This is a genomic window from Phormidium yuhuli AB48 (assembly GCF_023983615.1).
GTDB lineage: Bacteria > Cyanobacteriota > Cyanobacteriia > Cyanobacteriales > Geitlerinemataceae > Sodalinema > Sodalinema yuhuli.
The window spans coordinates 589,300-610,022 of record NZ_CP098611.1; the positions used below are offsets into that span (position 1 = coordinate 589,300).

Genomic DNA, 20,723 nt, shown 5'->3' on the forward strand with positions numbered 1-20,723 from the left:
AACCATCGAGAGGAGAATGGCTCCATCAACGGGCCACAGGATGGGCCCGTTCGGTACTTCCTGGCTTATCCTGGCGAGTCAACAAATCAAACACATGATCGCCAACCGCCGCTTTCACATCAGCCTCTAACCCATGCATCACATCACGGTTGAGTTGAAAGGCTAAATTGGCTTCTTCAACAATCCTTTGGGCCAAGGCCTCATCCACTGGGAGTGCGTTCAACGCATCCCGATACTGAACTTTAAAATCCCGTCGGCTTTCGGGAGTGGGGAAGGCCGCAAACTCATGGAGGCCTGTTCCCTGATTGGGAGGAAGATCTAACGCCGAACGAACGATGTGTTTCAGGCTTTGTCCCCCCGATAAATCTCCCATATAACGGGTGTACGCATGAGCGACGAGCAACGCCGGTTCCGTTTGGGAAATCTCTTGGAGGCGATTGACATAGGCGAGGCCCTCTGGGAGTGGCTGAATTTGCTCACGCCAGTTCTCCCCATAATAAAAGGCTAAATCTGCCTCCAGGTTCGCAGTTCGCCGCAATTGAGGAAAGTCAATCCCCGCAATCACGGGGTGTTCCCGATGACGTTCGAGTTCTTCTTCTAGGGTTCGATAGACAAAATAGAGGTTCGCCAGAAGTTTCCGGAACGGTTCTCGCTCGACAATCCCCTTGAGAAAGCACTTCATATAGGCCGTGTTTTCCGCTGCGGTGTGGGCCCGTCCCGTTCCCTCTCGCAGCAAGCTAGCTAATTGAACACTCATAGGATCTAAAACAGCGTTTTAACTTTAATCACTTTATAGCGATTTACAGGTTACGCAAGGGGGAGTTCTCAAAACTTTACATTTTGAGGTCAAGATACCATGGTTTAAGGGCAATAGAGACCCCAACGGCGGGGGGCGAATGGCGGCAGTTCCTGTCACTCACGTTAAATCACTGTGTAGCGATTATATTTCTTCTAGCTCATAGGTGTAGAATTGGGTTAATCCGCCGATGGTTTCCGCCTGAATGGTGGGGATTCCGGGGATGGGGATGGGAAGGGAGAGTTCCGTGCGGTAGATACTGAAGAGGAAGAAGTTGTCGCGATTGGTGTTGCGATCGATAATCTGTTCGATTTGGGGTCGGCTCTCCTCGACAAAAGACTGACAAAGGTCTTGGCCTCCCCGCAAACCGGTACAAACTTCCTCCTTGAGATGAGTTGCAAGAATCTCTCCCGCATAGACTCGATACTGCTCTCGGCTGGGATTGGTGACTCCCAACGCCATCCCGGCTCCGAGAACAACGATTCCGATTCCAATAAGACTTGTTTTCATAATCTCCGTTTCCGCGCTAGCTTAGAGTGACGCGGGCCATGACAACAGTCACCTATCTTAACTTCCCCCGCTAGGGTGGAATTCCAGACCCTGTGACAGCTTTACCCCTCGACGGGTGCTACGTTCGCCAGCAACGCCAGGGGAGTCAGGGTTTTGAGCTGTTCGAGTTGTTCCAAGTTGCGGACGAGGAGGGCCCCGGCGAAGCCTAACGCATTGAGGGAGATTCCGGCGCATCCCTCTTGTGTTCGCCGCACAACCATCAGCCAATCTCGGGTCGCTAGGAGGTTATAGGCCCCGGTTTGAGTTTCGGTTTTGGGAGTTCCTTCGATTAACCCGACGGCGTTGAGGAGACGATAATACTGTTGCTGGAGTTCTTCGGGGGAGCGGTTGAGGGAGATGGGTGCGATCGCATGGTTGAAGGGAAACTCAGGGGAGCGACCGATTTTGTCCAGTCCTGTCCCAACATACTCAGTTTGCGCGATCGCCCCCTCAATGGGCAAGCGATCGCCATCGGGCATCAAGGGAAGGGGAACCAGTTGCAAATGCTTATGGGGTTGACTCGCACCGGCCTCGGTCCCCCCGTTATAAAACCCCAAGCCGTCAATTTCCCGCAAGCCAATCTGTAAGGCCGCAAAATCCGCCACCGTCAGCCAGGTATTCTGATGCTCAAACTCCCGTGTCACCATGAGCAGATGATGGTCGACGACATTAAACTTATTGAGGAGACAGACATGACTGGCCGACAAGTTGGCTACAAAGAGGTTTTTGTCGTAGGGGAGGAAGGGATTAAAGGGTTTTCCCGTCTCCTGAGTCTGACGGGTTTCTGCGGCTTTGGCTTTGGCCTTGCGATCGATGTTGGCCAGGATTCTCACCAGGAAGCGAATCTCTCCCTGTTGCAAATACTCAAATTCCGTGGGAATTGGCTCCAGTGCGCCACAGTCGAGCGCGAACTGGGTTTGTTCGAGGGTTCGTGTCCAGAGGCTGTTGGGGGATAGCAGAAATTCTCCGTCAGACATAACGCAACTGTAACCGGGCGATCGCGCCCTTATTGTACAGAACTCTGGGGTGCAATCCCCGTCCCCGTTTGAGATAAATCGTTACAATATGTAACATTAGTAATAACAAGCTTGTTCTTTGTCGATGTCTCTCTTTTAAGATCTCGTGTATACCGAACCTCGTTCTCTCTCCCAAGACTACAGCCGCGACGATTGGAAGCGGGGGTATCTCTCCCAGCATCAAGAGTCTGAGTATTGGCTCGATCACCTAGAGGGGGACATTCCCCCAGAACTCTGCGGAACCCTGTTTCGAGTCGGGCCAGGATTACTGGATATCAACGGCTATCCGGTGAATCATCCCTTTGATGGTGATGGAATGGTTTGTGCGATCGCCTTCAAAGATGGACGGGCCCATTTCCGCAACCGCTTTGTGCAAACCCAAGGCTTCCTGGAAGAACAAAAAGCTGGGAAACCCTTATATCGTGGGGTATTCGGCACTCAGAAACCCGGTGGCTGGCTGGGGAATATCTTTGACACCCGCCTCAAGAACATCGCCAACACCAATGTCATCTACTGGGGTGGGAAGTTATTGGCGTTATGGGAGGCGGCTGAACCCCATCGTTTAAATCCCCATACCTTAGAGACGTTGGGCCTGGAGGACCTTGATGGGGTATTAGAGGAGGGAGATGCGATCGCCGCTCATCCCCACATCGACCCCCATTCCCAGGGAAACCACGGCGAACCCTGTCTCGTCAACTTCGCTGTGAAACCGGGTCCCTCAACCGCCATCACCCTGTACGAATTTGCCACATCGGGGAAACTCCTGCGCCAACAAACCCGTTTCATTCCGGGGTTCGCCTTTCTCCATGACATGGCCATCACCCCCAACTACTGCATTTTCTTCCAGAATCCCGTCTCCTTTAACCCCCTTCCCTACCTTTTGGGATTCCGGGGGGCCGCTGAATGTATTGAATTTAATCCCAACACCTCCACTAAAATCATCGTGATTCCCCGGGACGGTTCCGGTGCGATGAACATTCTGGATGCGGAACCCTGTTTTGTCTTCCACCACGCCAACGCCTGGGAAGACAACGGGGACATTTACGTGGATTCCATCTGTTATAACTCGTTCCCCCAACCCACCGCCGATTCTGATTTCCGGGATGTCGATTTTGAGACAATCCCCGAAGGACAACTTTGGAACTTCCGTCTCAATTTAGAGGAAGAAACCGTCAGCCACCAGGTGGTAGAATCTCGCTGTTGTGAGTTTCCCGTGTTGCATCCTGAGAAAGTTGGACGTAAGGCTCGTTACTTATATATGGGAACGACCCATCGAGAGCAAGGAAATGCGCCGTTACAGGGAGTCATGAAGTGCGATCGGCTCACGGGAGAACGTCAAGTTTGGAGTTTTGCGCCACGGGGATTCACCGGAGAACCCACCTTTGTTCCTCATCCCCAGGGAACAGAGGAAGATGACGGTTGGCTATTACTGTTGATGTATGATGCGGAACATCATCGCAGTGATGTGGTCATTTTTGATGCTAAGTCTGTGGACAAGGGTCCCCTAGCACGGTTGCATCTCAAGTATCACATTCCCTATGGTCTCCATGGCAATTTCACGCCGGAGTATTTTGGTCCTTAGGGGATAATTCCCGGCGAATTTACTGCTAAAGCTGCGTGTCATGGCTTCATTCCAGCCATGACATCAGAGGTATCAAGTCATCCGGGGTCGTTGATTTCTTATCGAAGGTCCCACGAGGTTTTGATTTTGATTGATGTGAGTTTGGCTAAGATAAACACTAGCTTAAATTCAAAAAAGATTCATACCCTTTTTTGAATTGTTCTTTGCCATTTCGTTCAATTATACTTCCATGAGCCATGATAACTCGTTCGAAATCCCATAACATGACTTGTTCAAACGATTTTCTAACTCGCTCTTTTTCAGTTGTGGCAAGCCGTTCCAAAATCGATAGACTTAATTGTTTATATCCTCCAAGAACTCTCGCTGAAAATCGTGTCAAAATTGGGAAGCTTTCATCGAAATTAAATGCCGTATCTGTCAAAATAAGAGTGCGGCTATCAGAATGAAAAAACACACATTCATTAAGTGAATCAATTCCCGTTAAGCTCAAAACTCTTAAACCATCGAACAAGATAAAGTCTAATCCAGGTAATAACTCACCTTTATTACCCTTGATAGTCTGATCAATCGGCAAATCTGGTTTTTTGATGGTCAAACCAGGTGCAGCCCAAAAGGTTGCCTGGGGATAAATAGATTTAAAATTAGCTGCAAACAAATAATGATAAAGGTTGGGGGCAATAATATACTTAACCACTCCCAGTTCCTCTAGCTGGCTTACAAGTCTGTCGCTAGATTGAATTGGAGAAATCACCGCCAATTCCCGATTCGCCAATCGAATAACTGTCATCCTGTTTCCAACACCGAGTCCCAAATACCGGAAAGGTTGTTCTGCAACCCAAACATCTATGTCAACTTCTTTTAGCATCATTTTAGTTGGTACTTTATTTGACAATTATTATTGTAGCATGTTTTTTAAAACTATTTTTAAAACTCTTAAGTGCCCCAACCTCAACAAAAGCATCTACCTCCAAAATTAGCAGGAAATTTGCATCGAGTAGGCTTTCCCTTTTGTCGTCATTAGTACAATCATCACCGTAGCAATATAACGGTTCATTTCATCTGGCAAGATGATCACACAGGGTCGTGTTTTCTGAATTTCACTGCCAATTGTGGAGTCAAGATTAACCCAAAAAACATCAAAACCCAGGGCTACCACTCCCATTCACGTTGCTCCCAGTCGGTACTGTTGACTTTGTCCAGAAGAACATCATCTTGTTCTTTCGCCATTTCTGCAAAGGCTTTATCCCAGCTGTTGCGTAACCGTCGTACGGTGCGAATTGTGAGATGATCGCCCTCCACTTCAATTTCAACTATTGTCTTCTTGAGCAGTAAGCACCTCAACTCCTCTCAGTTGTAAACCAATTTTAATCGCTCGATGGACTGGAGCATCGAAATAGTAATAGATTGCCACTTTTATCCTTGCTGCTGCCGTTTTTGCTGAAGCCTTTGTTTAAAATCGGCAGTGTGATGACCAACCCCCATTGTAATTAAATCAGCTTGCAAGTTCTGGATTTCTTCCTGTTCTTGATAAATTTTAGTATCAATTTGGGGTTGATAGGTGTAGCAATAACTGAGGGCAGAATAAATGGCAGCCAGAGAAATTTCTGGGTATTGAAAGTGCAGTTCTTCTGGACTCCAGCCGTGGGCGTGTTTTTCTTGAATCAGTTGGGCAACTGAAACGCGACTATGGGCAATGGTTGCCTGATTGTGAGCATCAATGTTTAGGTATTGCCAAGTTACAGGAGTATGGGTGGTGAATGTCATATTGAGGATGGGTTAAGGGTTGATGCTATTACAGCAAAATCTTCAAAAACTGGGTCTTCTGGATCTACGGTGGGATTTGTTGTGGGGTCTGCAAAATTGTAGAGGCGAAAAATAGTCAGCGAGCGATAGTAGAGGTGCTGTTCGCCCCTACGACTTGTTATCCTGCGATCGCTACAAGCCCAGTGTGTGTTTCAATGCTTTATCAATTTCTGCCATAGGCAATGAGCCAATCAAACGATGAACCGCTAACATTACAATCGTTGCCAGGTTGTCAGTCATCACAACTGAGTCTGTCAACAAGCCTGACTGTTGCCCCTCAGGGAAATTTAGCAAAATAGTGACACGACTGGGATGCCCTGCCCGAAACATTTGGCTGGTAATCATCGCAACAATAATTTGGGGCAGTCCTGTCTGTAAGTCATCTGCTTGCACGATCAATGCAGGTCGTGTCTTCGCAGAACTCAGATTGGAATTGGGAAAGAGAACCAGAGCAACATCACCTCGACTAACCGTTGGCTTTGGCGGCATCATAGTTGTCATAAACACTCATTTCAGGGCTGTTCCAATCGTCTGAAAAGGTAGCTAGACTTGCCCGTAGAGTCTTAGCCTGCTCTCTATCAATTCCTTGAGATTCCAAGTTAATCTCATTCGAGTTAACAAAGGTAACAATTACACAAGCCCCTTCAGGTACGTTATTGGGACTTTCTATGAGTTCTATCCGACCATTGCGGTAAACCCCTTCAACACTGACTAGCATGTTTTCTCCTTAAGGTTTAAGCTTGAAAAGATTATAACTTTAATTTAAAGTGGGTGCATCTGAGTTAAGAGAATGAGTAAATATACTCAATGATAGTTCCCCTCGAAACAGTCCCTTTACAGGCTTTCATGAGGAGGTTACTGCGGGCTACGTTCATTATCACTATTTAGAGTAGCAATTGTCAGATGGGAGAGAGGAAATTTGCTTCAGAATCTCTTGCTCTTCCTGTTGGGTATGATATAAATCCCAACGCAGTTGAAGATTTAGCCCAAAATCCGGTGACATATCAAAGAACTTAGCGAGACGCAAAGCGGTACTGGGAGTGATTCCTCGCCGTCCGTTAATAATCTCATTGACTCGTTGATAGGGAACATGAATCCCATTGGCTAAGTCTCGTTGGCTTAGTTCCATTGGCTTCAGAAACTCTTCTAAAAGCATCTCGCCTGGATGGGTAGGGGAACGATGAGTGGGAATACGAACCATTATGAATAACTCCAGGATAACTATTAGTGATAATCAACAATTTTAACTTTTTCAGGACCCTGTTTACTCCAGACAAAGCAAATGCGATATTGCTCATCAATGCGAATACTGTATTAACCATTACGGCTACCGACTAGAGCTTCCAGGCGATTGCCGGGGGGTACTCTTAGCTCATCAAGGCTCATGACTGAATCAAGTTGATCGAGTTTGCGCTGGGCAACGTTCCATAGGGTTTGTGGACAAGTCTTACGCGCGGCTTTGGTGTTTTCACCGTTAAAAATGTCCTGGGTGGCTGTATCTTCAAAAGAGACAATCATGCTGACATGATAGCACAGGTATCATGCTATTTCCTAGAGTTGATGGGAGGAAAAGCATTTTAACGACAAGTCTAGGGATTACTCATTTCAGATTATCGTAGATACCCTCTAGGAGGGAACACCAAACGACCCAGGATGCAGTTGCCTCCAATGGTGAGTTTGAGGATGGTATCGCGGGCTACATTCATCTGATTCTGTTACAGGATTTTCCCGAATTCCATGAGTCAGGGCCAATAGCTGCCAGGGGACTACCGATACAAGATTAGAGGGAATGGCAAGAGGCAAGAGGGGGACTGGTATACAATGAAGGGGATTTGTTTGTTTGGTGGGTGGGGCGTTTATGGATATTGGTGTTCCTCGGGAAATTAAAGACCGGGAGTTTCGGGTGGGGTTGAGTCCGCAAAGTGTTCGGGTTTTGGGCGATCGCGGCCATCGGGTTTTTGTGGAAACTCAGGCGGGGCTGGGTTCGGGGTTTACGGATGAGGATTATCGCCAGGTGGGGGGGACGGTGGTGGAGTCGGCGGCGGTGGCTTGGGAACAGCCGATGGTGGTGAAGGTGAAGGAACCTCTGCCGGAGGAATATGGGTTTCTCAAGGGGAGTGGGGGCGATCGCCTGCTGTTTACGTATCTCCATTTGGCAGCAGAACGGGAGTTGACGGAGGCCCTGATGGAGTCGGGGATTTTGGCGATCGCCTATGAGACAGTTCAACTTCCTGATGGCCGTTTGCCACTTCTGGCTCCGATGAGTGTGATTGCAGGACGACTTTCGGTGCAGTTTGGGGCCCATTTCTTGGAACGGCCTCAGGGGGGCCGGGGGGTGCTTTTGGGGGGCGTTCCGGGGGTTCCTCCGGGAAATGTGGTGATTCTGGGTGGCGGGGTTGTGGGAACGGAGGCGGCCCGGGTGGCCATTGGTTTGGGAGCGCGAGTGCGGATTTTTGATATTAATCTCGATCGCCTCTCTTATCTAGAAACCCTCTTCGGTTCTCGGGTGGAGTTGCAATACAGCACTTCCTTGGCGATTGAGGCGGCGGTTCCAGAGGCGGATTTATTGGTGGGGGCGGCGTTGGTTTTGGGGCGTAAACCGCCGATGTTGGTGTCTCGGGAATTAGTCCATCGCATGAAACCTGGGGCGGTAATTGTGGATGTGGCGGTGGATCAGGGGGGCTGTATTGAGACGATTCGCCCAACGTCTCATACGGAACCGACGTATTTGGTGTCCGATGTCTTGCATTATGGGGTTCCCAATATGCCGGGTTCGGTTCCTCGCACGGCGACTCAGTCGTTGAATCATAGTACGCTTCCCTATGTGTTGACGTTGGCCGAGGCGGGGGCTAAGGCGATTGAGATGGATGAGGCGATCGCGTCTGGGGTGAATGTACGAGATCATCAGTTGGTTCATCCGGCGGTGCGGGAGGTATTTGGGGATTTGTAGGGGGAAGGTAAGAGGGGAACCACAGAGTCACAGAGGACACAGAGGAGGATGAGGAGAGGCGATTATGGGTGATTTGAGGGAGTTGTCGAAGCGGGAACGAATTACGGCTTTGTATGAGGCGATTAACCGGCGGGATGTTGAGGGGGCGTTGGTTTATGTGGATGAGGATTGTGTGTATGAGGATGTGAATTTCCCTAAGCCGTTTTTGGGGGTAGCTGAGGTTCGGGGATTTTTTGCGGAAACTTGTGCCAATGTTCCTGAGGATTTGCTGTTTGTGATTGATGATTGTGCTGAGGGAGAGGGGGAGACGGTGGCCCTGCTTTGGCATATTGAGTTGGCGGGGATTCCGTTTCCCAATGGCCGAGGGGTGGGGTTCTATCGCTTTTCGACGCAGACGGGTAAATTGGTGTTTGCTCGTGATATCTCAGAACCTCCTCTCAAGTTAGGTCGATTTGCTCTGTTGATTGTCCGCTTGGTTGCTCCTCTGGGGCGACGGTTCTTAAAACCCACTCCGTCTGAATCGTCGGCCCAGTCGTCGTCTCGCCTCTATCCGAGTTATGGGGCGTTTCTGTGGATTTTTACGGTGATCTATTTGGCGGTGTTGATTCTTTCTCCCAGGGATTGGTTGCTTCCTGGGGATCCCCTTTGGGCGTTGCAACCTGAGACGATTCGGGAGTTGCTGGATGAGTCGTTGAATTTCTTTTTTGTGCTGCCGATTCTGAATGGGTTGGGGCTAACGCTGTTGGAGTCTCCGCCGGTGCATCCGGTGACTCAGGCGTTTTTTAATTTTGCGGAAGCTTGGATTTTTATGTTTCTGCCCCTATTGTTGGCCGATCCTCGGGGCTACCGCCTCCCTCGCCCTCTGATTTGGCTGGGGGCGATGTTTTTGACGAATATCTTTCTGTTGCCCTATATGGGGTTGCGTTGCACCACTGAGCCAGATCCGCAACAGAGTCAAGGGAAGGGGTTTATGGCTCGTTCCTTTGGTTGGACGGGGTTAGTGGTGGGGGCGATCGCGGTGGTTTGGTTTTTTGCGGTGGGCGATGTGGGTGGGGTTGGGGAACGACTGGGGTTCTTTGGCCAGATGTTACGGGGCGATCGCGTCACGATTGCCTTCGCCCTGGATATTGTTCTATTTAGTATCTTCCAAGGGATAATCCTGGGGGGAATTATGCCCCCCGGCCATCCTCGGCGGGGCCTACGCTGGATTCCCTTTTGGGGCTTGGGATTGTGGTTAATTCTCTAGTCGAGATCTCGTCGCCCTTCTAAGGCCCGAGCTAGGGTCACTTCATCGGCATATTCTAAGTCCCCTCCCATGGGTAAGCCGAAGGCGATGCGGGTTACTCGGGTGAAGGGTTTGATGAGTTGGCCCACATACATGGTGGTGGTTTCTCCTTCTACGCTGGGGTTAATGGCTAAGATGACTTCTTTAATGGTTCCTTGACTGACGCGCTGCACTAGAGGCTGTATATGGAGTTGTTCGGGGCCAATTCCCTCCATGGGGGCGATCGTTCCTCCCAAAACATGGTATTTGCCGCGATATTCCCGGGTTTTTTCCAGGGCGATGACATCGCGGGAGTCGGCGACGACGCAGATGGTACTGTCATCCCGGTTGGGGTTACGACAAATCTCACAAACGGGATCGGCGGAGAAGTGAAAGCAGACTTGACATAATCCCACTTGCTGCTTGGCTTCAATTAAGGCGGTTGCTAAGGCTTGGGCTTCTGCTTCTGGACGCTTGAGAACATGAAGGGCGAGGCGTTGTGCTGTCTTGGGCCCAACACCGGGAAGTTTCTGGAATTGCTCGATCAGCCGAGCCAGGGGACGAGTATAAACGGCACACCTCCTAGAACTAGAATTAGGCGGTAGCCATTATAACAAATTTTCGAGTTGATTTTTAAATTAATGTAAAAAAAATAGTCCAATAGCTATTGGCATTGTATTATGGTTTTCTGGGGGTAACCTCAATCCTGTTTTATCGAGGTTAACATTCGATAATTTATAGTTGTTTTTAAAAATTATCCCATAACTCGGTTGGTATTTGTAGCCAATCTACTCAATATGACAAAACAACAAACCCTCAAGAATCCCCGGTTAGACGTTGGTGATTACTTTGACATTGGCTGGTCAATCTTCAAGGATAATCTATCCAATTTTTTGGTTTTAGTTTTGGTGATTGATATCCCCATTGCTATTCTGCAAATCCTGAGTCCGACGCCTGATAATTCGGGTGAGTTTGGCATAGGTGCTAGCCCCACCAGTTTACTGGTTGTGAGTGCAACTATTGTCCTCTCAATTGTAGGATTTGTGAGCGCGTTGATTTTAACTGAATCAGCAGTTCTCAATCGCCCCATTGAGATATTTGAGGTTATCCAACAGGGATTTTCTCGCTTTTTGCCAAGTTTTTTACTTACTCTTGTTGGAGGAATCATTATAATCTTGGGGTTTGTGCTATTTCTCATCCCAGGATTTTATTTAATGACTCTCTTTTATTTTAGTCTTGACGCAGTTGCTTTGCGCGGTTGTGGCTTAGATAGTTTATCCTACAGTCGCAATTTAGTAAAAGGACAATGGTGGAAAATATTTGGGCGCTCTTTTTTATTGGGAACGGTCTTTTTGATTGTTTTCTTTGGTCTGGCTTTTGGTCTCGGGTTTGCCTCGATCGTCACGAGTGCTATTCCTTTACTTCCAGAGTTGATGGAGCTAGCTTCAGCTTTCGTTTTGGGCTTATGTAGTTACCTTTTTCTGACGATTCTGACGGTTTTCTTTCTCAATGTGGATTATGTTCGCAATCCTACCCCATGAGGGAGGTTCAGCCACTCATTTTCGTCAGAGGTGATGGGGAGTAGCAATCAGGGTGCCAGTTCTCGGTATGCTTAGAAATAAGCATGTTTACTGAGTTGGTCTACCTCATCTATGCAAGTCTCCCCTGTTCAACCGGATACTCAACCCCACGTTCAATCTCTGGAAACCCTGGCCCTCGATGTGGGGGGAATGAAATGTGCTGGCTGTGTCAAGGCCGTGGAACGGAAATTGAGCCAAGTTCCGGGAGTGGCTTTGGCGAAGGTGAATTTGGCGACGGAAATGGCGACGGTGGCTTGTGAACCGGGAGTCGTCAATCCCGAAACTCTGGCCCAAACCTTGACGGAGGGGGGGTTTCCCAGTCAGTTACGTCGTCAGGAGGGATTGTCGTTAGGGGATTTGGAGGCGACGGAGAAACGCCAGCGAGAGGCGCAACAGCAACAACAACGTCAGCTTGGGGTGGCCTTGGGGCTAATTATTCTCTCGGTGTTGGGCCATTTGCAAATGCTGGGGGTTCCCCCTATTCCGGGATTGAGTAATATCTGGTTTCATTTTGGCTTAGCATCCCTGGCGTTGCTGATTCCAGGGCGCGAGATGATTGTGGAGGGGGCCCGGGGCTTGCTCAAGAATGCGCCGAGTATGAATACGCTGGTGGGGTTTGGTTTGGTGACGGCCTATCTGGCGAGTACGGCGGCTCTGTTTTTTCCCAATTTGGCTTGGGAATGCTTTTTTGAGGAACCGGTGATGTTGTTGGGGTTTGTGCTGTTGGGGCGATCGCTGGAATCACGAGCCAGAAACCGGGCCTCGGCGTCTCTCAAGTCTCTGGTGGGGTTACAGCCGAAAACGGTGCATCTGTTGACGGAGATTGAGAAGTTGCAGCCGCTGAATCCTGAGACGGTGGTGGATTTACCGGCGGATCAGGTGCGGGTGGGGGACTATTTACAGGTTCGCCCCGGTGAGAAAATTCCGGTGGATGGGATGCTTCGGGTTGGGGAAACTCTGGTGAATGAGTCGATGTTGACGGGGGAATCTCTACCCGTCGCTAAAGGCCCGGGCGATCGCCTCACCACGGGAACGCTGAATCAGTCGGGAAGTATTATTATGCAGGCCCAACGCACGGGGAAAGATACGGCGTTGGCTCGGATTGTGGCTTTGGTGGAGGAGGCCCAAACTCGCAAGGCCCCGGTGCAACGATTGGCGGATACGGTGGCGGGTTATTTTACGTATGGGATTATGACTTTAGCTGCCTTGACATTTTTGTTTTGGTATGGTATGGGAGTCAATCTATTTCCCCAGGTCTTAGAGACGGCCCATGAGTTCCCCAATTTGGCTCATGTGCATGGGATGGGCCAGGAACCCCTGTCGCCGCTGTTGCTGAGTTTGAAGCTGATGATTGATGTGTGGGCGATCGCCTGTCCCTGTGCGTTAGGGTTGGCGACACCGACGGCGATTTTGGTGGGAACCGGTGTGGGTGCGGAACGGGGGTTGCTGATTCGTGGCGGGGATGTGTTGGAGCGGGTTCATCAACTCGATACGGTGGTGTTTGATAAAACGGGAACGTTAACCACTGGCCGTCCCCAGGTGAGCGAAATTTGGCAACGGGGCCCCCATAATCTCTTGCAATGGACGGCTTCGGTGGAACGGGAAACGAATCACCCTCTCGCTGAGGCGATCGTGAGTCGGGCCCAGACTGAGGGATTAAACTTGCTCCCGGTGTCGGATTCCCAGACGGAAGTGGGGTTAGGGGTACGGGGGATGATTGAGTCTCAGGTGGTGTTGGTGGGAAGTCGTCTCTGGTTGGAACGCCAGGGGATTGTTCTGGAGACGGAGGTGCAGGATTGGCTGGATCAGATGGCCCGTGAGGGAAATAGTCTGGTGTATGTGGCGATTGCTGGGGAGTTTGCAGGGGCGATCGCGGTTCGGGACCAGTTGCGGGAGGAGGCAGCGGAGACGGTGCAGGCCTTGCGGGACTTGGGATTGCAGGTGCAACTACTGACGGGCGATCGCCCGGAAACGGCTCAGGGGATTGGCCAACAGTTGGGCCTGTCTCCCCAAGAGATTATGGCTCAGGTGACTCCCCAGGAGAAAGCCTCGCGCCTGGCGGAGTTACAGGAGATGGGATTGAAGGTGGCCTTGGTGGGGGATGGTATTAATGATGCACCGGCGTTGGCTCAAGCGGATGTGGGCCTGGCGTTGAATGGGGGAACGGATGTGGCGGTGGAAACGGCGGATATTGTCTTGATGGGCGATCGCCTCCAGGATATCCTGGGGTCAATTCGTTTGAGTCGGGCCACCTTCAATAAGATTCGCCAAAATCTCATCTGGGCCTTTGGCTATAATCTCGTCGGACTCCCGGTGGCGGCTGGGGTGTTATTACCCCAGTTTGGCATTCTCCTCGATCCGGCGGTAGCGGCTGGCTTTATGGCCCTGAGTTCGGTGAGTGTGGTGACGAACTCGTTGCTGCTGCGTCGCTTTGAGGGGTGATGGCTACTGTTGTCTGTTCTTTTTTCTCCTCTGTTTATGACGTCAACTGAGTTCTCGAAACCGGATCTGGAGACTCCTGCTTGGGTGGATTTGCGCCGCTATGATCAATCGGATTACGATCGCGGTCGTTCGGGAGTCTATGTGTTGTTGTGGTGGCTGGTTCAGGCGATCGCCTTTCCCCTCTCGCCTCATTTCGCCAATGGTTTTCGCTGTTGGCTATTGCGTCGCTTTGGTGCGACGGTGGGGGAGGGGGTGATTGTCCGTCCGACGGCCCGATTTACCTATCCTTGGAAGGTTCATATCGGGGATTATTGCTGGATTGGCGATGATGTGGTGTTTTATAGTCTCGATGAGATTTGTCTGGGACACCATTGTGTGGTGTCTCAGAAAAGTTATCTCTGTACGGGAAGCCATGATATTGGCGATCGCCGCTTTGGTCTAAAAACAAACCCCATTATCCTAGGGAATGGGGTTTGGGTGGCGACGGATTGTTTTGTGGCCGCTGGGGTGACGATTGGCTCTAATACGGTGGTGGGGGCCCGCAGTAGTGTGTTTGGGAATCTTCCGGCGGGATATGTCTGTTTGGGGAGTCCCTGTCGCGCCAAATCGCCACGAACGATGACGGAGGACTCCCCCCCAGAGTCTTAGGATGCTAACGCTGTAAGGCGATCGCCGAGTTATCGGTCATCGCGGATGCGGGACTGGTGCGGACATCGGAGGTAAAAATGGTGGTGGTGACGGCGCGATCGCTCGGCCGAATCATGCAGACATGAAGCCGCAGGTTAGCCGAGGGAAACCAGATTCGTTCCTCACGCTTGGCGTTTTCTTGCTCCATCTGCACAATCAGGGTTCCGTCGGGCCGTAATTCATAGGTTCCCCGACTAGCGGCTGTGTCTAAGTCCAGATAGCTATAGATAAGAGTCCCAACATTGGCGTTATCGGGGTTGGGAACGGGGATGACTAAATAGCTATGACTCTGTTGCCAATGAGTAAAGCGAGCTTGATAATCTTGCTCAACTCGGTAGGGGGAGCTGATGTCATAACTATCAATTCCCAAGTCGCGACAGGCGTTGAGTAATTGCACCTCATCTAAGCCTAAAGGGGTGGCTGTTAGGGTAGATTGGACATCTTCGACGTGGCTGAGTTCGTGGTTATGACCGGTTCGCTGCGATCGCCACACCCCCAAGGAGAGTCGGAAAAATTTGCTAATGTTCATCCGTGGGACTTTACAGATTGGTAGAGGAAACGAACCCCAGCACCTGGCTAGGGTTGTTGGCCTTTCTACAATAGTGGCTTCGTGGCTACTTGTGAATCAAGTCAATCGCTTTAGTCGAGTTAGATAAGACGACAAGCATCTTCAGGACTTTTTTTAGTAAAGGTTAGACGATTTGTGACTGTCCCGTCTAAAATGTCTTAGGTTTGGGAATGGGATGATTTTTGTTCCACCCCAAAGCCAACGAGAACGACCTTTTCTAAGGGTTGATTGGCTTCGGGACGCTCGTAACTGAGGATTTTGCGAATTCGCAGTTCGGGGTTAATCAGGGTGATGGAGTCCACGGCGACGACTCGGGTATAGCGGGTGGTCATCAACAGTTCGCGGCTGCTGTTGTGGAAGCGGAAGTGGGAGATAATGGGCCGGTCTTCTTCGTAGGCGCGATCGCGCAGGTAATCCCCTTCAATATGGTCTCCGAGGTCTTCGGTGGGGACAAAGAGTAGATTCAGTTGTTGTTCGACTTCTTCCCCAGTTTCTGAGACGGTCGCAAATTCCAGGTGATAGCCGGGGAGGGGGTCGAGGTTGTCTGGGATGGGATAGGCGTTATCCCGCAGCACTTTCTGTTTAAGCTCGCCGGAGAGGGGATGGATGACGAAGTCGGTGTGCGATCGCTCCACCTCTTGACGAGTCATATAGTGGTAGGTGCGCTCGGTACTCCATTGACCGACGCAGCAATCAAAAAACGCCTGAAAAGTCTTAAGTTCCATAGAATGAATGGGAAATTCTCCGTCTTTTCCTTAAATTTTACTTAAATTGTTATAAAACCGTTCAAACTAAACAGTTTGACCTAAGCTCTACTGTCACCATCCCCTTATCCCAGTTCGACGGCCAAGACCCCCATTGGGGTTCCGACATCCTTAATTCTGACATCTCAGATTGAGCAGGATGTTGTCCGTCTCAATTGTTACAGTTCATTGATTTCCATTAAGATAGGTTTAGGGTGCTTGACAAGCATCCAGGAACAGTATCCAAATGGCTGAGGTCAAGCTTGTCCAGGGCGATCGCCTTTCCATCCTATCCCGTACCTAGTTCTGTGAGGTTCCATGACTTTATCTCTACACCATCAACCGCTGACGGCCGAGGCCCTCGCCCAGCAATTTTTCAGGAATTGTGCGGGGGAGTGGACGTCCCGACGTCGCTACTACAGCCTCAACAGCGGGGAAACCCAAGAAGTCACCAGTGAAATTACCGTCGAATTTCTCGAACCCGAACAGGAGTTATTACGAGAGTTGGCCCAACGTCACGAACTCCAGAGTGACACCCCCTTCCTCTGCGGAAGTCGTGTCACCTGGGAAAGTCATTATGAAGGAGTCAGCCGCAAACCGAGTCGGGGAGAGACGGTGTTTGGGGTTCGGGGGGACATTCTCTATCGCGATCGGGGTTTCGCCACTCCTAAGCCGGTGATTGCCGATTTTTGGTTCACCAATCCTGAGACGATGTGTTTAAAAACCGAGTACAACAATTCCAGTTTTGAGGAGGAATTAAAACTGATTGGCCAAAAATACCGCACTCGTCAAACGGTCATTTGTCGCGATGGAGAAGAACTGATGATTGGTCAATACTTAGAAACCCGGCATTAGTCAGAACGGTAGGGGCGAAACATATTTTGCCCCTACCGTACCACCTCGTATTATCTAGTCTCTCTAGTATTGATTTTATATCTTCAGTTCAGAAGAGCCAGGATGAGTGGGTGCAAATTAGGTACAATTAGACGTTAATAATCAGTGAGACTGGGTTGCGATCGCGCTCATTGACCCTCGCCCCTGTCATCCGTTGAGCCATGGATGCCAGAAGAGTCCGTTCCATCCCCGCCTTAACCTAAGCTGTACCAAACGCCGCAAGAGGTCATCCATGCAACGCCTGTTAATGCACAATCCCATCGCGATCGCGACCCTGTGGATTGTAGCCTACATTCTCATTTCCATCACCCCCCTAGCCGTGATGTTGCTGCACCCAGCCCCCCTGAACCGGGGGTTTTGGCTAGAGTTCTCCGTTGCCCTAGGCTTCATCGGTCTAGCGATGATGGTACTACAGTTTGCCCTCGCCGCCCGGGTCAACCGCATCGAGTCATCCTACGGCATCGATATCCTCATTCAATTTCACCGCTACACCTCCTTAGCCGCCTTTTTAATGGTGCTAGTCCACCCAGTCATTCTATTCGTGGTGGACCCCGAAACCCTGGAACTGCTGAACTTTTTTGAAGCCCCCTGGCGGGCCCGGATGGCCGTCATGGCCACCCTAGCCTTTTTCATCATGGTGGTGACGACGATATGGCGAAAGCGGCTGAACATTCCCTATGAACCCTGGCGGGCCGTCCATAGTCTCCTAGCAATAGTCGCCGTAGGCTTAGGCTTTGGCCATGCCCTGGGGGTCGGCCACTACATGAGCCTATTTTGGAAGGTAGTTCTGTGGTCAGTGATGGTGCTGGCGGCCCTGTGGCTGATTCTCTATGTGCGGTTGGTGAAGCCAATCCTCATGACCAAGCGTCCCTACCTCGTCGAAGCCGTCCAACCTCAGCGGGGCGATGTCTGGACCCTGGCCCTGCGCCCCAACGGCCATGAAGGATTTACCTTTCAACCGGGACAGTTTGCCTGGATCACCCTGGACATTCACCCCATCGGAATGCGGGAACATCCCTTTTCCATGTCGTCGAGCGGTGACCACCCGGAGCGGATTGAGTTTGGTATTAAAGCCCTAGGAGACTTCACCCGCACCATCAAAGACATCAAACCCGGCACTAAAGCCTACCTCGATGGTCCCTACGGCGTGTTCACCACCGATCGCTATTGGGACAGCGCCGGTTTTGTCCTGATTGCTGGGGGTATCGGCATTACGCCCATGTACAGTATGCTGCTAACCTCGGTTGAGCGCCAGGATGATCGTCCCTTTTTGCTACTCTACTCCGCCTCATCCTGGGAGGACTTCACCTACCGAGAGGAATTAGAAGCCCTCAAGGAGAAAATCGATTTAACCATCGTCTATGTGCCGCGCCACCCCCATGACGGCTGGACTGGGGAAAGCGGCTACATCGATGAGTCGCTCCTGGCTCGCTATATTCCTCTGCACCGAGGCAGCCGCCAGTACTTTATCTGTGCCGCTCCGGTGATGATGGACCAGGTGGAAGCGGCCCTGTTTGCACTGGAGGTTCCGGTGACCAACGTACATATGGAACACTTTAATTTGGCTTAGACTCATGCGCTATAGCATTATGCTGCAACTGGTGGTCGTGACCACGCTCATTATGGTGGGTTCCGGGGCCTTCTTTGCCTGGCTGCAAAATCGACCCAAATCTGACCCGTTTGAGGGCAACTCCGGGAATGAGGCGGTTCTCTCTCTAGTCCTGTCTGACTCCAATCCTTGACCGGCACGGGATGGGGATGGGGCGAACTTGCGATAAGGTAAATCCAAGTCAAGGCGATCGCAACTGGCTCCACGTAGGAAGCAGGTTAAGAACATGGCAAAGCGTAAAACGAAAAAAGCTGTCACCGTTAAAAAGTCCCGTGGCTTCGGGAAAAAAAGTCTCACCGTTGAGCTACAACGGGTGGAAGCCTATGCCATAAAAGAAAATTGGCAGGGGGCGTATGAGGTGCTACAGCTCTTGGCTGAGCAGTATCCTGACAATAAGAAGGTCTGGGACTATCTGTCGGAGGTGGCCTATGAGTTGAGGGACTTAGACACCTACCAGATCGCCTGTGAGAAACTCGTGGAGTTGACGCCGGATGATGCCGATACCCTCTATGCTTTGGGGAACGTCTACATGGTCAACATGTACCCCCTGGTGGCATCGCAAGTCCTAGAGTGGGCCTTAGCCATCGATCCAGAGCATAAAGGCGCTCCCCGGGCCCGGGAGATTCTTGAGACGGTCACCCCGAAAATTCCCGAAATTTTAGGGGAACTGGGTTCAGACAATTTTGAGGCGGCTGTCCTTCATGAACGAGGGCAAATCTATTTAGCACAGGGGAACTGCGCGGCGGCCCGTGAGGCGGAACTGGAGGTGATTCGCCATCATCCAGACTTTATTCCGGCCCGCAATAACTTGGCCCTGGTGAGCTGGACTGAGGGAAATGTCGAGGAGGCGATCGCCACGAGTGAAGCGGTCTTAGAGTCTGAACCGAACAATATCCATGCTCTCTCCAACTTAGTGCATTTTCTCGTGGTTTCAGGAGATAAGGAGGCGGCCCAAGCCTATGGCGATCGCCTCAAAACCAGCCCAGGGGAAGGCTGGGACCCCTGGACAAAACGGGTCGAGGGACTGAGCTATCTCGCTGATGATGCGGGCGTTGTCGAGGTTCTGGACCGAGCTGAAGCCGATCAGGTGGATGACTCCCCAGTCGGGCCGCTCTTTTTCCATCTAACGGCTGCGGCTCTGGCTCGCACTGGGGATAGAGATCGCGCCCTGACGCAGTGGGACAAAGCCTTAAAGCAGGATCCAAATATGATCTTGGCAAAGGATAATCTCAGAGATATTTGCAGTCCCGTGGAGGAGCGTCATGGGGCTTGGTCATTTCCTTGGGAACAGTGGCTGTTGCCCACGACCGTGAAGGATCTGCGTGATACCCTTAACAGGGTTATTGATAACCCTGACATTGATAAGACGTCAGTCTTGATGGGGCAGCTATTTCAGCGTCATCCCGAATTTTTAACGAAGCTACCTGTCATTATGGAGCGGGGAGGCTCCCAAGGGCAAGAATTTGGTCTGATCATGGCCGAACATCTTCAGACCCCGGAAATCTTGGAGATTATCAAAGACTTTGCCCTGGGTCAAAACGGCAGCGACTCGATGCGCAATCGGGCCGCCTCCATGGCTACCCGAGCGGGTCTGCTTCCAAAAGGTCAAATCACCCTCTGGATTCAGGGCGAGTGGCGCGATGTGATGCTGGCAAACTATGAGGTGTTCCCTGAACCTGCTGTCAATCACCCAAAATCGGTGCAAAAACTTCTCAATCAAGCTATTCCATACCTTCGTCAGCGTGATAAGGCTGGAGCGATCGAGGCGGAAACCTTACTCAAGGAAGCCTTAGAACTTGAATCGGATGCGCCGGACCTCTACCATAATTTAGCTACGGCCTATATCCTGCAAGAGCGACATACGGAAGCTGATGCTCTGATTGATGAGACGTTAGAGCGCTTCCCTGACTATTTGTTTGCCCGTTGCGCCAAAGCCCGGCGCTATCTCAATGAGGGCGATCTTGACGCGGCGGAGGCCCTGCTCACTCCGGTCTTGTCTCGCGATCGCTTCCATACGTCAGAATTTAATGCCTTTGCTGATGCCTATGTGTCTCTATTGGTCGCACAAGACCAACTCGATAAAGCTCGGGGTTGGCTGCAAATGTGGGATGGCATTGGTTCAGATCATCCAGGGCTAACCTATTGGAAAAAGAAACTGGCAAAACTCTAGAAGCGAGTCGGGTGAGTTATTCTTTCTTCTCCCCAGTATGTTGTCCTGACTGAATCCGCTAGATAAGTAA

General features: G+C 50.8%; 23 protein-coding genes. 10 read left to right on the plus strand and 13 right to left on the minus strand.

Annotated features, from left to right (window positions below; all coding sequences use genetic code 11):
* Positions 1 to 25 precede the first annotated feature (25 nt).
* From NEA10_RS02470 to NEA10_RS02480, 3 genes are all read right to left on the minus strand, one after another.
* A complete protein-coding gene (locus NEA10_RS02470; RefSeq protein WP_252663629.1) occupies positions 26 to 757 on the minus strand; it encodes a biliverdin-producing heme oxygenase in 732 nt (243 codons plus the stop codon).
* 183 nt (positions 758 to 940) lie between these two features.
* Positions 941 to 1,306: a DUF4359 domain-containing protein gene (locus NEA10_RS02475; protein ID WP_252663630.1), complete on the minus strand. Its 366-nt coding sequence runs from the start codon at positions 1,304 to 1,306 to the stop codon at positions 941 to 943.
* A gap of 101 nt (positions 1,307 to 1,407) precedes the next feature.
* Entirely contained in the window at positions 1,408 to 2,322 is a 915-nt protein-coding gene (locus NEA10_RS02480; RefSeq protein ID WP_252663631.1) for an ATP adenylyltransferase family protein, read from the minus strand.
* A 145-nt stretch (positions 2,323 to 2,467) separates the two neighbouring features.
* Here NEA10_RS02480 and NEA10_RS02485 point away from each other — a divergent pair, with 145 nt between their 5' ends.
* Entirely contained in the window at positions 2,468 to 3,943 is a 1,476-nt protein-coding gene (locus tag NEA10_RS02485) for a carotenoid oxygenase family protein (RefSeq protein ID WP_252663632.1), read from the plus strand.
* A gap of 157 nt (positions 3,944 to 4,100) precedes the next feature.
* Here NEA10_RS02485 and NEA10_RS02490 read toward each other — a convergent pair whose 3' ends face one another.
* The 7 genes from NEA10_RS02490 to NEA10_RS02520 all read right to left on the minus strand — a co-directional run bounded on the left by NEA10_RS02490 (position 4,101) and on the right by NEA10_RS02520 (position 6,947).
* Positions 4,101 to 4,811: a DUF4336 domain-containing protein gene (locus NEA10_RS02490; protein ID WP_252663634.1), complete on the minus strand. Its 711-nt coding sequence runs from the start codon at positions 4,809 to 4,811 to the stop codon at positions 4,101 to 4,103.
* Between the two features lie 105 nt (positions 4,812 to 4,916).
* On the minus strand, positions 4,917 to 5,105 hold the full coding sequence (locus tag NEA10_RS02495) for a type II toxin-antitoxin system PemK/MazF family toxin (RefSeq protein ID WP_252663635.1): 189 nt from the start codon (positions 5,103 to 5,105) through the stop codon (positions 4,917 to 4,919).
* Positions 5,093 to 5,284 carry a hypothetical protein gene (locus NEA10_RS02500; protein ID WP_252663636.1) on the minus strand — a complete coding sequence of 64 codons (192 nt, stop codon included), beginning with the start codon at positions 5,282 to 5,284 and terminating at the stop codon, positions 5,093 to 5,095. Before NEA10_RS02500 ends, NEA10_RS02495 begins: the two co-directional genes overlap by 13 nt.
* Before the next feature lie 72 nt (positions 5,285 to 5,356).
* A complete protein-coding gene (locus NEA10_RS02505) occupies positions 5,357 to 5,707 on the minus strand; it encodes a DUF433 domain-containing protein (RefSeq protein ID WP_252663637.1) in 351 nt (116 codons plus the stop codon).
* Between the two features lie 171 nt (positions 5,708 to 5,878).
* A complete protein-coding gene (locus NEA10_RS02510; protein WP_252663638.1) occupies positions 5,879 to 6,247 on the minus strand; it encodes a type II toxin-antitoxin system PemK/MazF family toxin in 369 nt (122 codons plus the stop codon).
* Complete coding sequence (locus tag NEA10_RS02515) at positions 6,213 to 6,464, minus strand: hypothetical protein (protein WP_252663639.1); 252 nt, start codon at positions 6,462 to 6,464, stop codon at positions 6,213 to 6,215. Before NEA10_RS02515 ends, NEA10_RS02510 begins: the two co-directional genes overlap by 35 nt.
* 162 nt (positions 6,465 to 6,626) lie before the next feature.
* On the minus strand, positions 6,627 to 6,947 hold the full coding sequence (locus NEA10_RS02520) for a HigA family addiction module antitoxin (protein ID WP_252663640.1): 321 nt from the start codon (positions 6,945 to 6,947) through the stop codon (positions 6,627 to 6,629).
* Between the two features lie 657 nt (positions 6,948 to 7,604).
* On the opposite strand from NEA10_RS02520, the gene ald reads away from it, so the two are divergent.
* Both ald and NEA10_RS02530 read left to right on the plus strand, forming a co-directional pair.
* On the plus strand, positions 7,605 to 8,696 hold the full coding sequence (ald, locus tag NEA10_RS02525) for an alanine dehydrogenase (protein ID WP_252663641.1): 1,092 nt from the start codon (positions 7,605 to 7,607) through the stop codon (positions 8,694 to 8,696).
* A 64-nt stretch (positions 8,697 to 8,760) separates the two neighbouring features.
* Positions 8,761 to 9,942, plus strand: coding sequence for a nuclear transport factor 2 family protein (locus NEA10_RS02530; protein ID WP_252663642.1), 1,182 nt, complete (start codon positions 8,761 to 8,763; stop codon positions 9,940 to 9,942).
* Here the strand turns inward: NEA10_RS02530 and recR are convergent.
* Positions 9,939 to 10,517: a recombination mediator RecR gene (gene recR / locus NEA10_RS02535; RefSeq protein WP_374111890.1), complete on the minus strand. Its 579-nt coding sequence runs from the start codon at positions 10,515 to 10,517 to the stop codon at positions 9,939 to 9,941. The two genes, NEA10_RS02530 and recR, sit on opposite strands and share 4 nt — an antisense overlap.
* Before the next feature lie 240 nt (positions 10,518 to 10,757).
* Here recR and NEA10_RS02540 point away from each other — a divergent pair, with 240 nt between their 5' ends.
* The 3 genes from NEA10_RS02540 to hpsU all read left to right on the plus strand — a co-directional run bounded on the left by NEA10_RS02540 (position 10,758) and on the right by hpsU (position 14,630).
* On the plus strand, positions 10,758 to 11,501 hold the full coding sequence (locus tag NEA10_RS02540) for a hypothetical protein (RefSeq protein ID WP_252663643.1): 744 nt from the start codon (positions 10,758 to 10,760) through the stop codon (positions 11,499 to 11,501).
* A 111-nt stretch (positions 11,502 to 11,612) separates the two neighbouring features.
* Positions 11,613 to 13,982: a heavy metal translocating P-type ATPase gene (locus tag NEA10_RS02545; protein WP_252663644.1), complete on the plus strand. Its 2,370-nt coding sequence runs from the start codon at positions 11,613 to 11,615 to the stop codon at positions 13,980 to 13,982.
* A gap of 36 nt (positions 13,983 to 14,018) precedes the next feature.
* Positions 14,019 to 14,630 (plus strand): hormogonium polysaccharide biosynthesis acetyltransferase HpsU, encoded by a 612-nt coding sequence (hpsU, locus tag NEA10_RS02550; RefSeq protein ID WP_252663645.1) that lies wholly within the window; start codon positions 14,019 to 14,021, stop codon positions 14,628 to 14,630.
* Between the two features lie 4 nt (positions 14,631 to 14,634).
* Here the strand turns inward: hpsU and NEA10_RS02555 are convergent, their stop codons facing one another.
* Together NEA10_RS02555 and NEA10_RS02560 are read right to left on the minus strand one after the other, a co-directional pair.
* A complete protein-coding gene (locus NEA10_RS02555) occupies positions 14,635 to 15,198 on the minus strand; it encodes a phycobiliprotein lyase (protein WP_252663646.1) in 564 nt (187 codons plus the stop codon).
* A 197-nt stretch (positions 15,199 to 15,395) separates the two neighbouring features.
* The gene (locus NEA10_RS02560; protein WP_252663647.1) at positions 15,396 to 15,962 is read right to left on the minus strand and encodes a phycobiliprotein lyase; all 567 of its coding nucleotides are present in this window, start codon (positions 15,960 to 15,962) and stop codon (positions 15,396 to 15,398) included.
* 336 nt (positions 15,963 to 16,298) lie between these two features.
* On the opposite strand from NEA10_RS02560, the gene NEA10_RS02565 reads away from it, so the two are divergent.
* From NEA10_RS02565 to NEA10_RS02580, 4 genes are all read left to right on the plus strand, one after another.
* Positions 16,299 to 16,835, plus strand: a complete 537-nt coding sequence (locus NEA10_RS02565; RefSeq protein WP_252663648.1) for a phycobiliprotein lyase — start codon at positions 16,299 to 16,301, stop codon at positions 16,833 to 16,835.
* Between the two features lie 271 nt (positions 16,836 to 17,106).
* Positions 17,107 to 18,444, plus strand: a complete 1,338-nt coding sequence (locus NEA10_RS02570; protein WP_252663650.1) for a ferredoxin reductase family protein — start codon at positions 17,107 to 17,109, stop codon at positions 18,442 to 18,444.
* A 4-nt stretch (positions 18,445 to 18,448) separates the two neighbouring features.
* Positions 18,449 to 18,616, plus strand: a complete 168-nt coding sequence (locus NEA10_RS02575; RefSeq protein WP_252663651.1) for a hypothetical protein — start codon at positions 18,449 to 18,451, stop codon at positions 18,614 to 18,616.
* 93 nt (positions 18,617 to 18,709) lie between these two features.
* The gene (locus NEA10_RS02580) at positions 18,710 to 20,653 is read left to right on the plus strand and encodes a tetratricopeptide repeat protein (RefSeq protein ID WP_252663652.1); all 1,944 of its coding nucleotides are present in this window, start codon (positions 18,710 to 18,712) and stop codon (positions 20,651 to 20,653) included.
* Positions 20,654 to 20,723: the final 70 nt, after the last annotated feature.

Bases quoted from the DNA above. Each gene is read 5' to 3' on its own strand.
- NEA10_RS02470 (WP_252663629.1), bottom strand. From the start codon at position 757: ATGAGTGTTCAATTAGCTAGCTTGCTGCGAGAGGGAACGGGACGGGCC.
- NEA10_RS02475 (WP_252663630.1), bottom strand. From the start codon at position 1,306: ATGAAAACAAGTCTTATTGGAATCGGAATCGTTGTTCTCGGAGCCGGG.
- NEA10_RS02480 (WP_252663631.1), bottom strand. From the start codon at position 2,322: ATGTCTGACGGAGAATTTCTGCTATCCCCCAACAGCCTCTGGACACGA.
- NEA10_RS02490 (WP_252663634.1), bottom strand. From the start codon at position 4,811: ATGATGCTAAAAGAAGTTGACATAGATGTTTGGGTTGCAGAACAACCT.
- NEA10_RS02495 (WP_252663635.1), bottom strand. From the start codon at position 5,105: ATGGGAGTGGTAGCCCTGGGTTTTGATGTTTTTTGGGTTAATCTTGAC.
- NEA10_RS02505 (WP_252663637.1), bottom strand. From the start codon at position 5,707: ATGACATTCACCACCCATACTCCTGTAACTTGGCAATACCTAAACATT.
- NEA10_RS02510 (WP_252663638.1), bottom strand. From the start codon at position 6,247: ATGACAACTATGATGCCGCCAAAGCCAACGGTTAGTCGAGGTGATGTT.
- NEA10_RS02515 (WP_252663639.1), bottom strand. From the start codon at position 6,464: ATGCTAGTCAGTGTTGAAGGGGTTTACCGCAATGGTCGGATAGAACTC.
- NEA10_RS02520 (WP_252663640.1), bottom strand. From the start codon at position 6,947: ATGGTTCGTATTCCCACTCATCGTTCCCCTACCCATCCAGGCGAGATG.
- ald (WP_252663641.1), top strand. From the start codon at position 7,605: ATGGATATTGGTGTTCCTCGGGAAATTAAAGACCGGGAGTTTCGGGTG.
- NEA10_RS02530 (WP_252663642.1), top strand. From the start codon at position 8,761: ATGGGTGATTTGAGGGAGTTGTCGAAGCGGGAACGAATTACGGCTTTG.
- NEA10_RS02540 (WP_252663643.1), top strand. From the start codon at position 10,758: ATGACAAAACAACAAACCCTCAAGAATCCCCGGTTAGACGTTGGTGAT.
- NEA10_RS02545 (WP_252663644.1), top strand. From the start codon at position 11,613: ATGCAAGTCTCCCCTGTTCAACCGGATACTCAACCCCACGTTCAATCT.
- hpsU (WP_252663645.1), top strand. From the start codon at position 14,019: ATGACGTCAACTGAGTTCTCGAAACCGGATCTGGAGACTCCTGCTTGG.
- NEA10_RS02555 (WP_252663646.1), bottom strand. From the start codon at position 15,198: ATGAACATTAGCAAATTTTTCCGACTCTCCTTGGGGGTGTGGCGATCG.
- NEA10_RS02560 (WP_252663647.1), bottom strand. From the start codon at position 15,962: ATGGAACTTAAGACTTTTCAGGCGTTTTTTGATTGCTGCGTCGGTCAA.
- NEA10_RS02565 (WP_252663648.1), top strand. From the start codon at position 16,299: ATGACTTTATCTCTACACCATCAACCGCTGACGGCCGAGGCCCTCGCC.
- NEA10_RS02570 (WP_252663650.1), top strand. From the start codon at position 17,107: ATGCAACGCCTGTTAATGCACAATCCCATCGCGATCGCGACCCTGTGG.
- NEA10_RS02575 (WP_252663651.1), top strand. From the start codon at position 18,449: ATGCGCTATAGCATTATGCTGCAACTGGTGGTCGTGACCACGCTCATT.
- NEA10_RS02580 (WP_252663652.1), top strand. From the start codon at position 18,710: ATGGCAAAGCGTAAAACGAAAAAAGCTGTCACCGTTAAAAAGTCCCGT.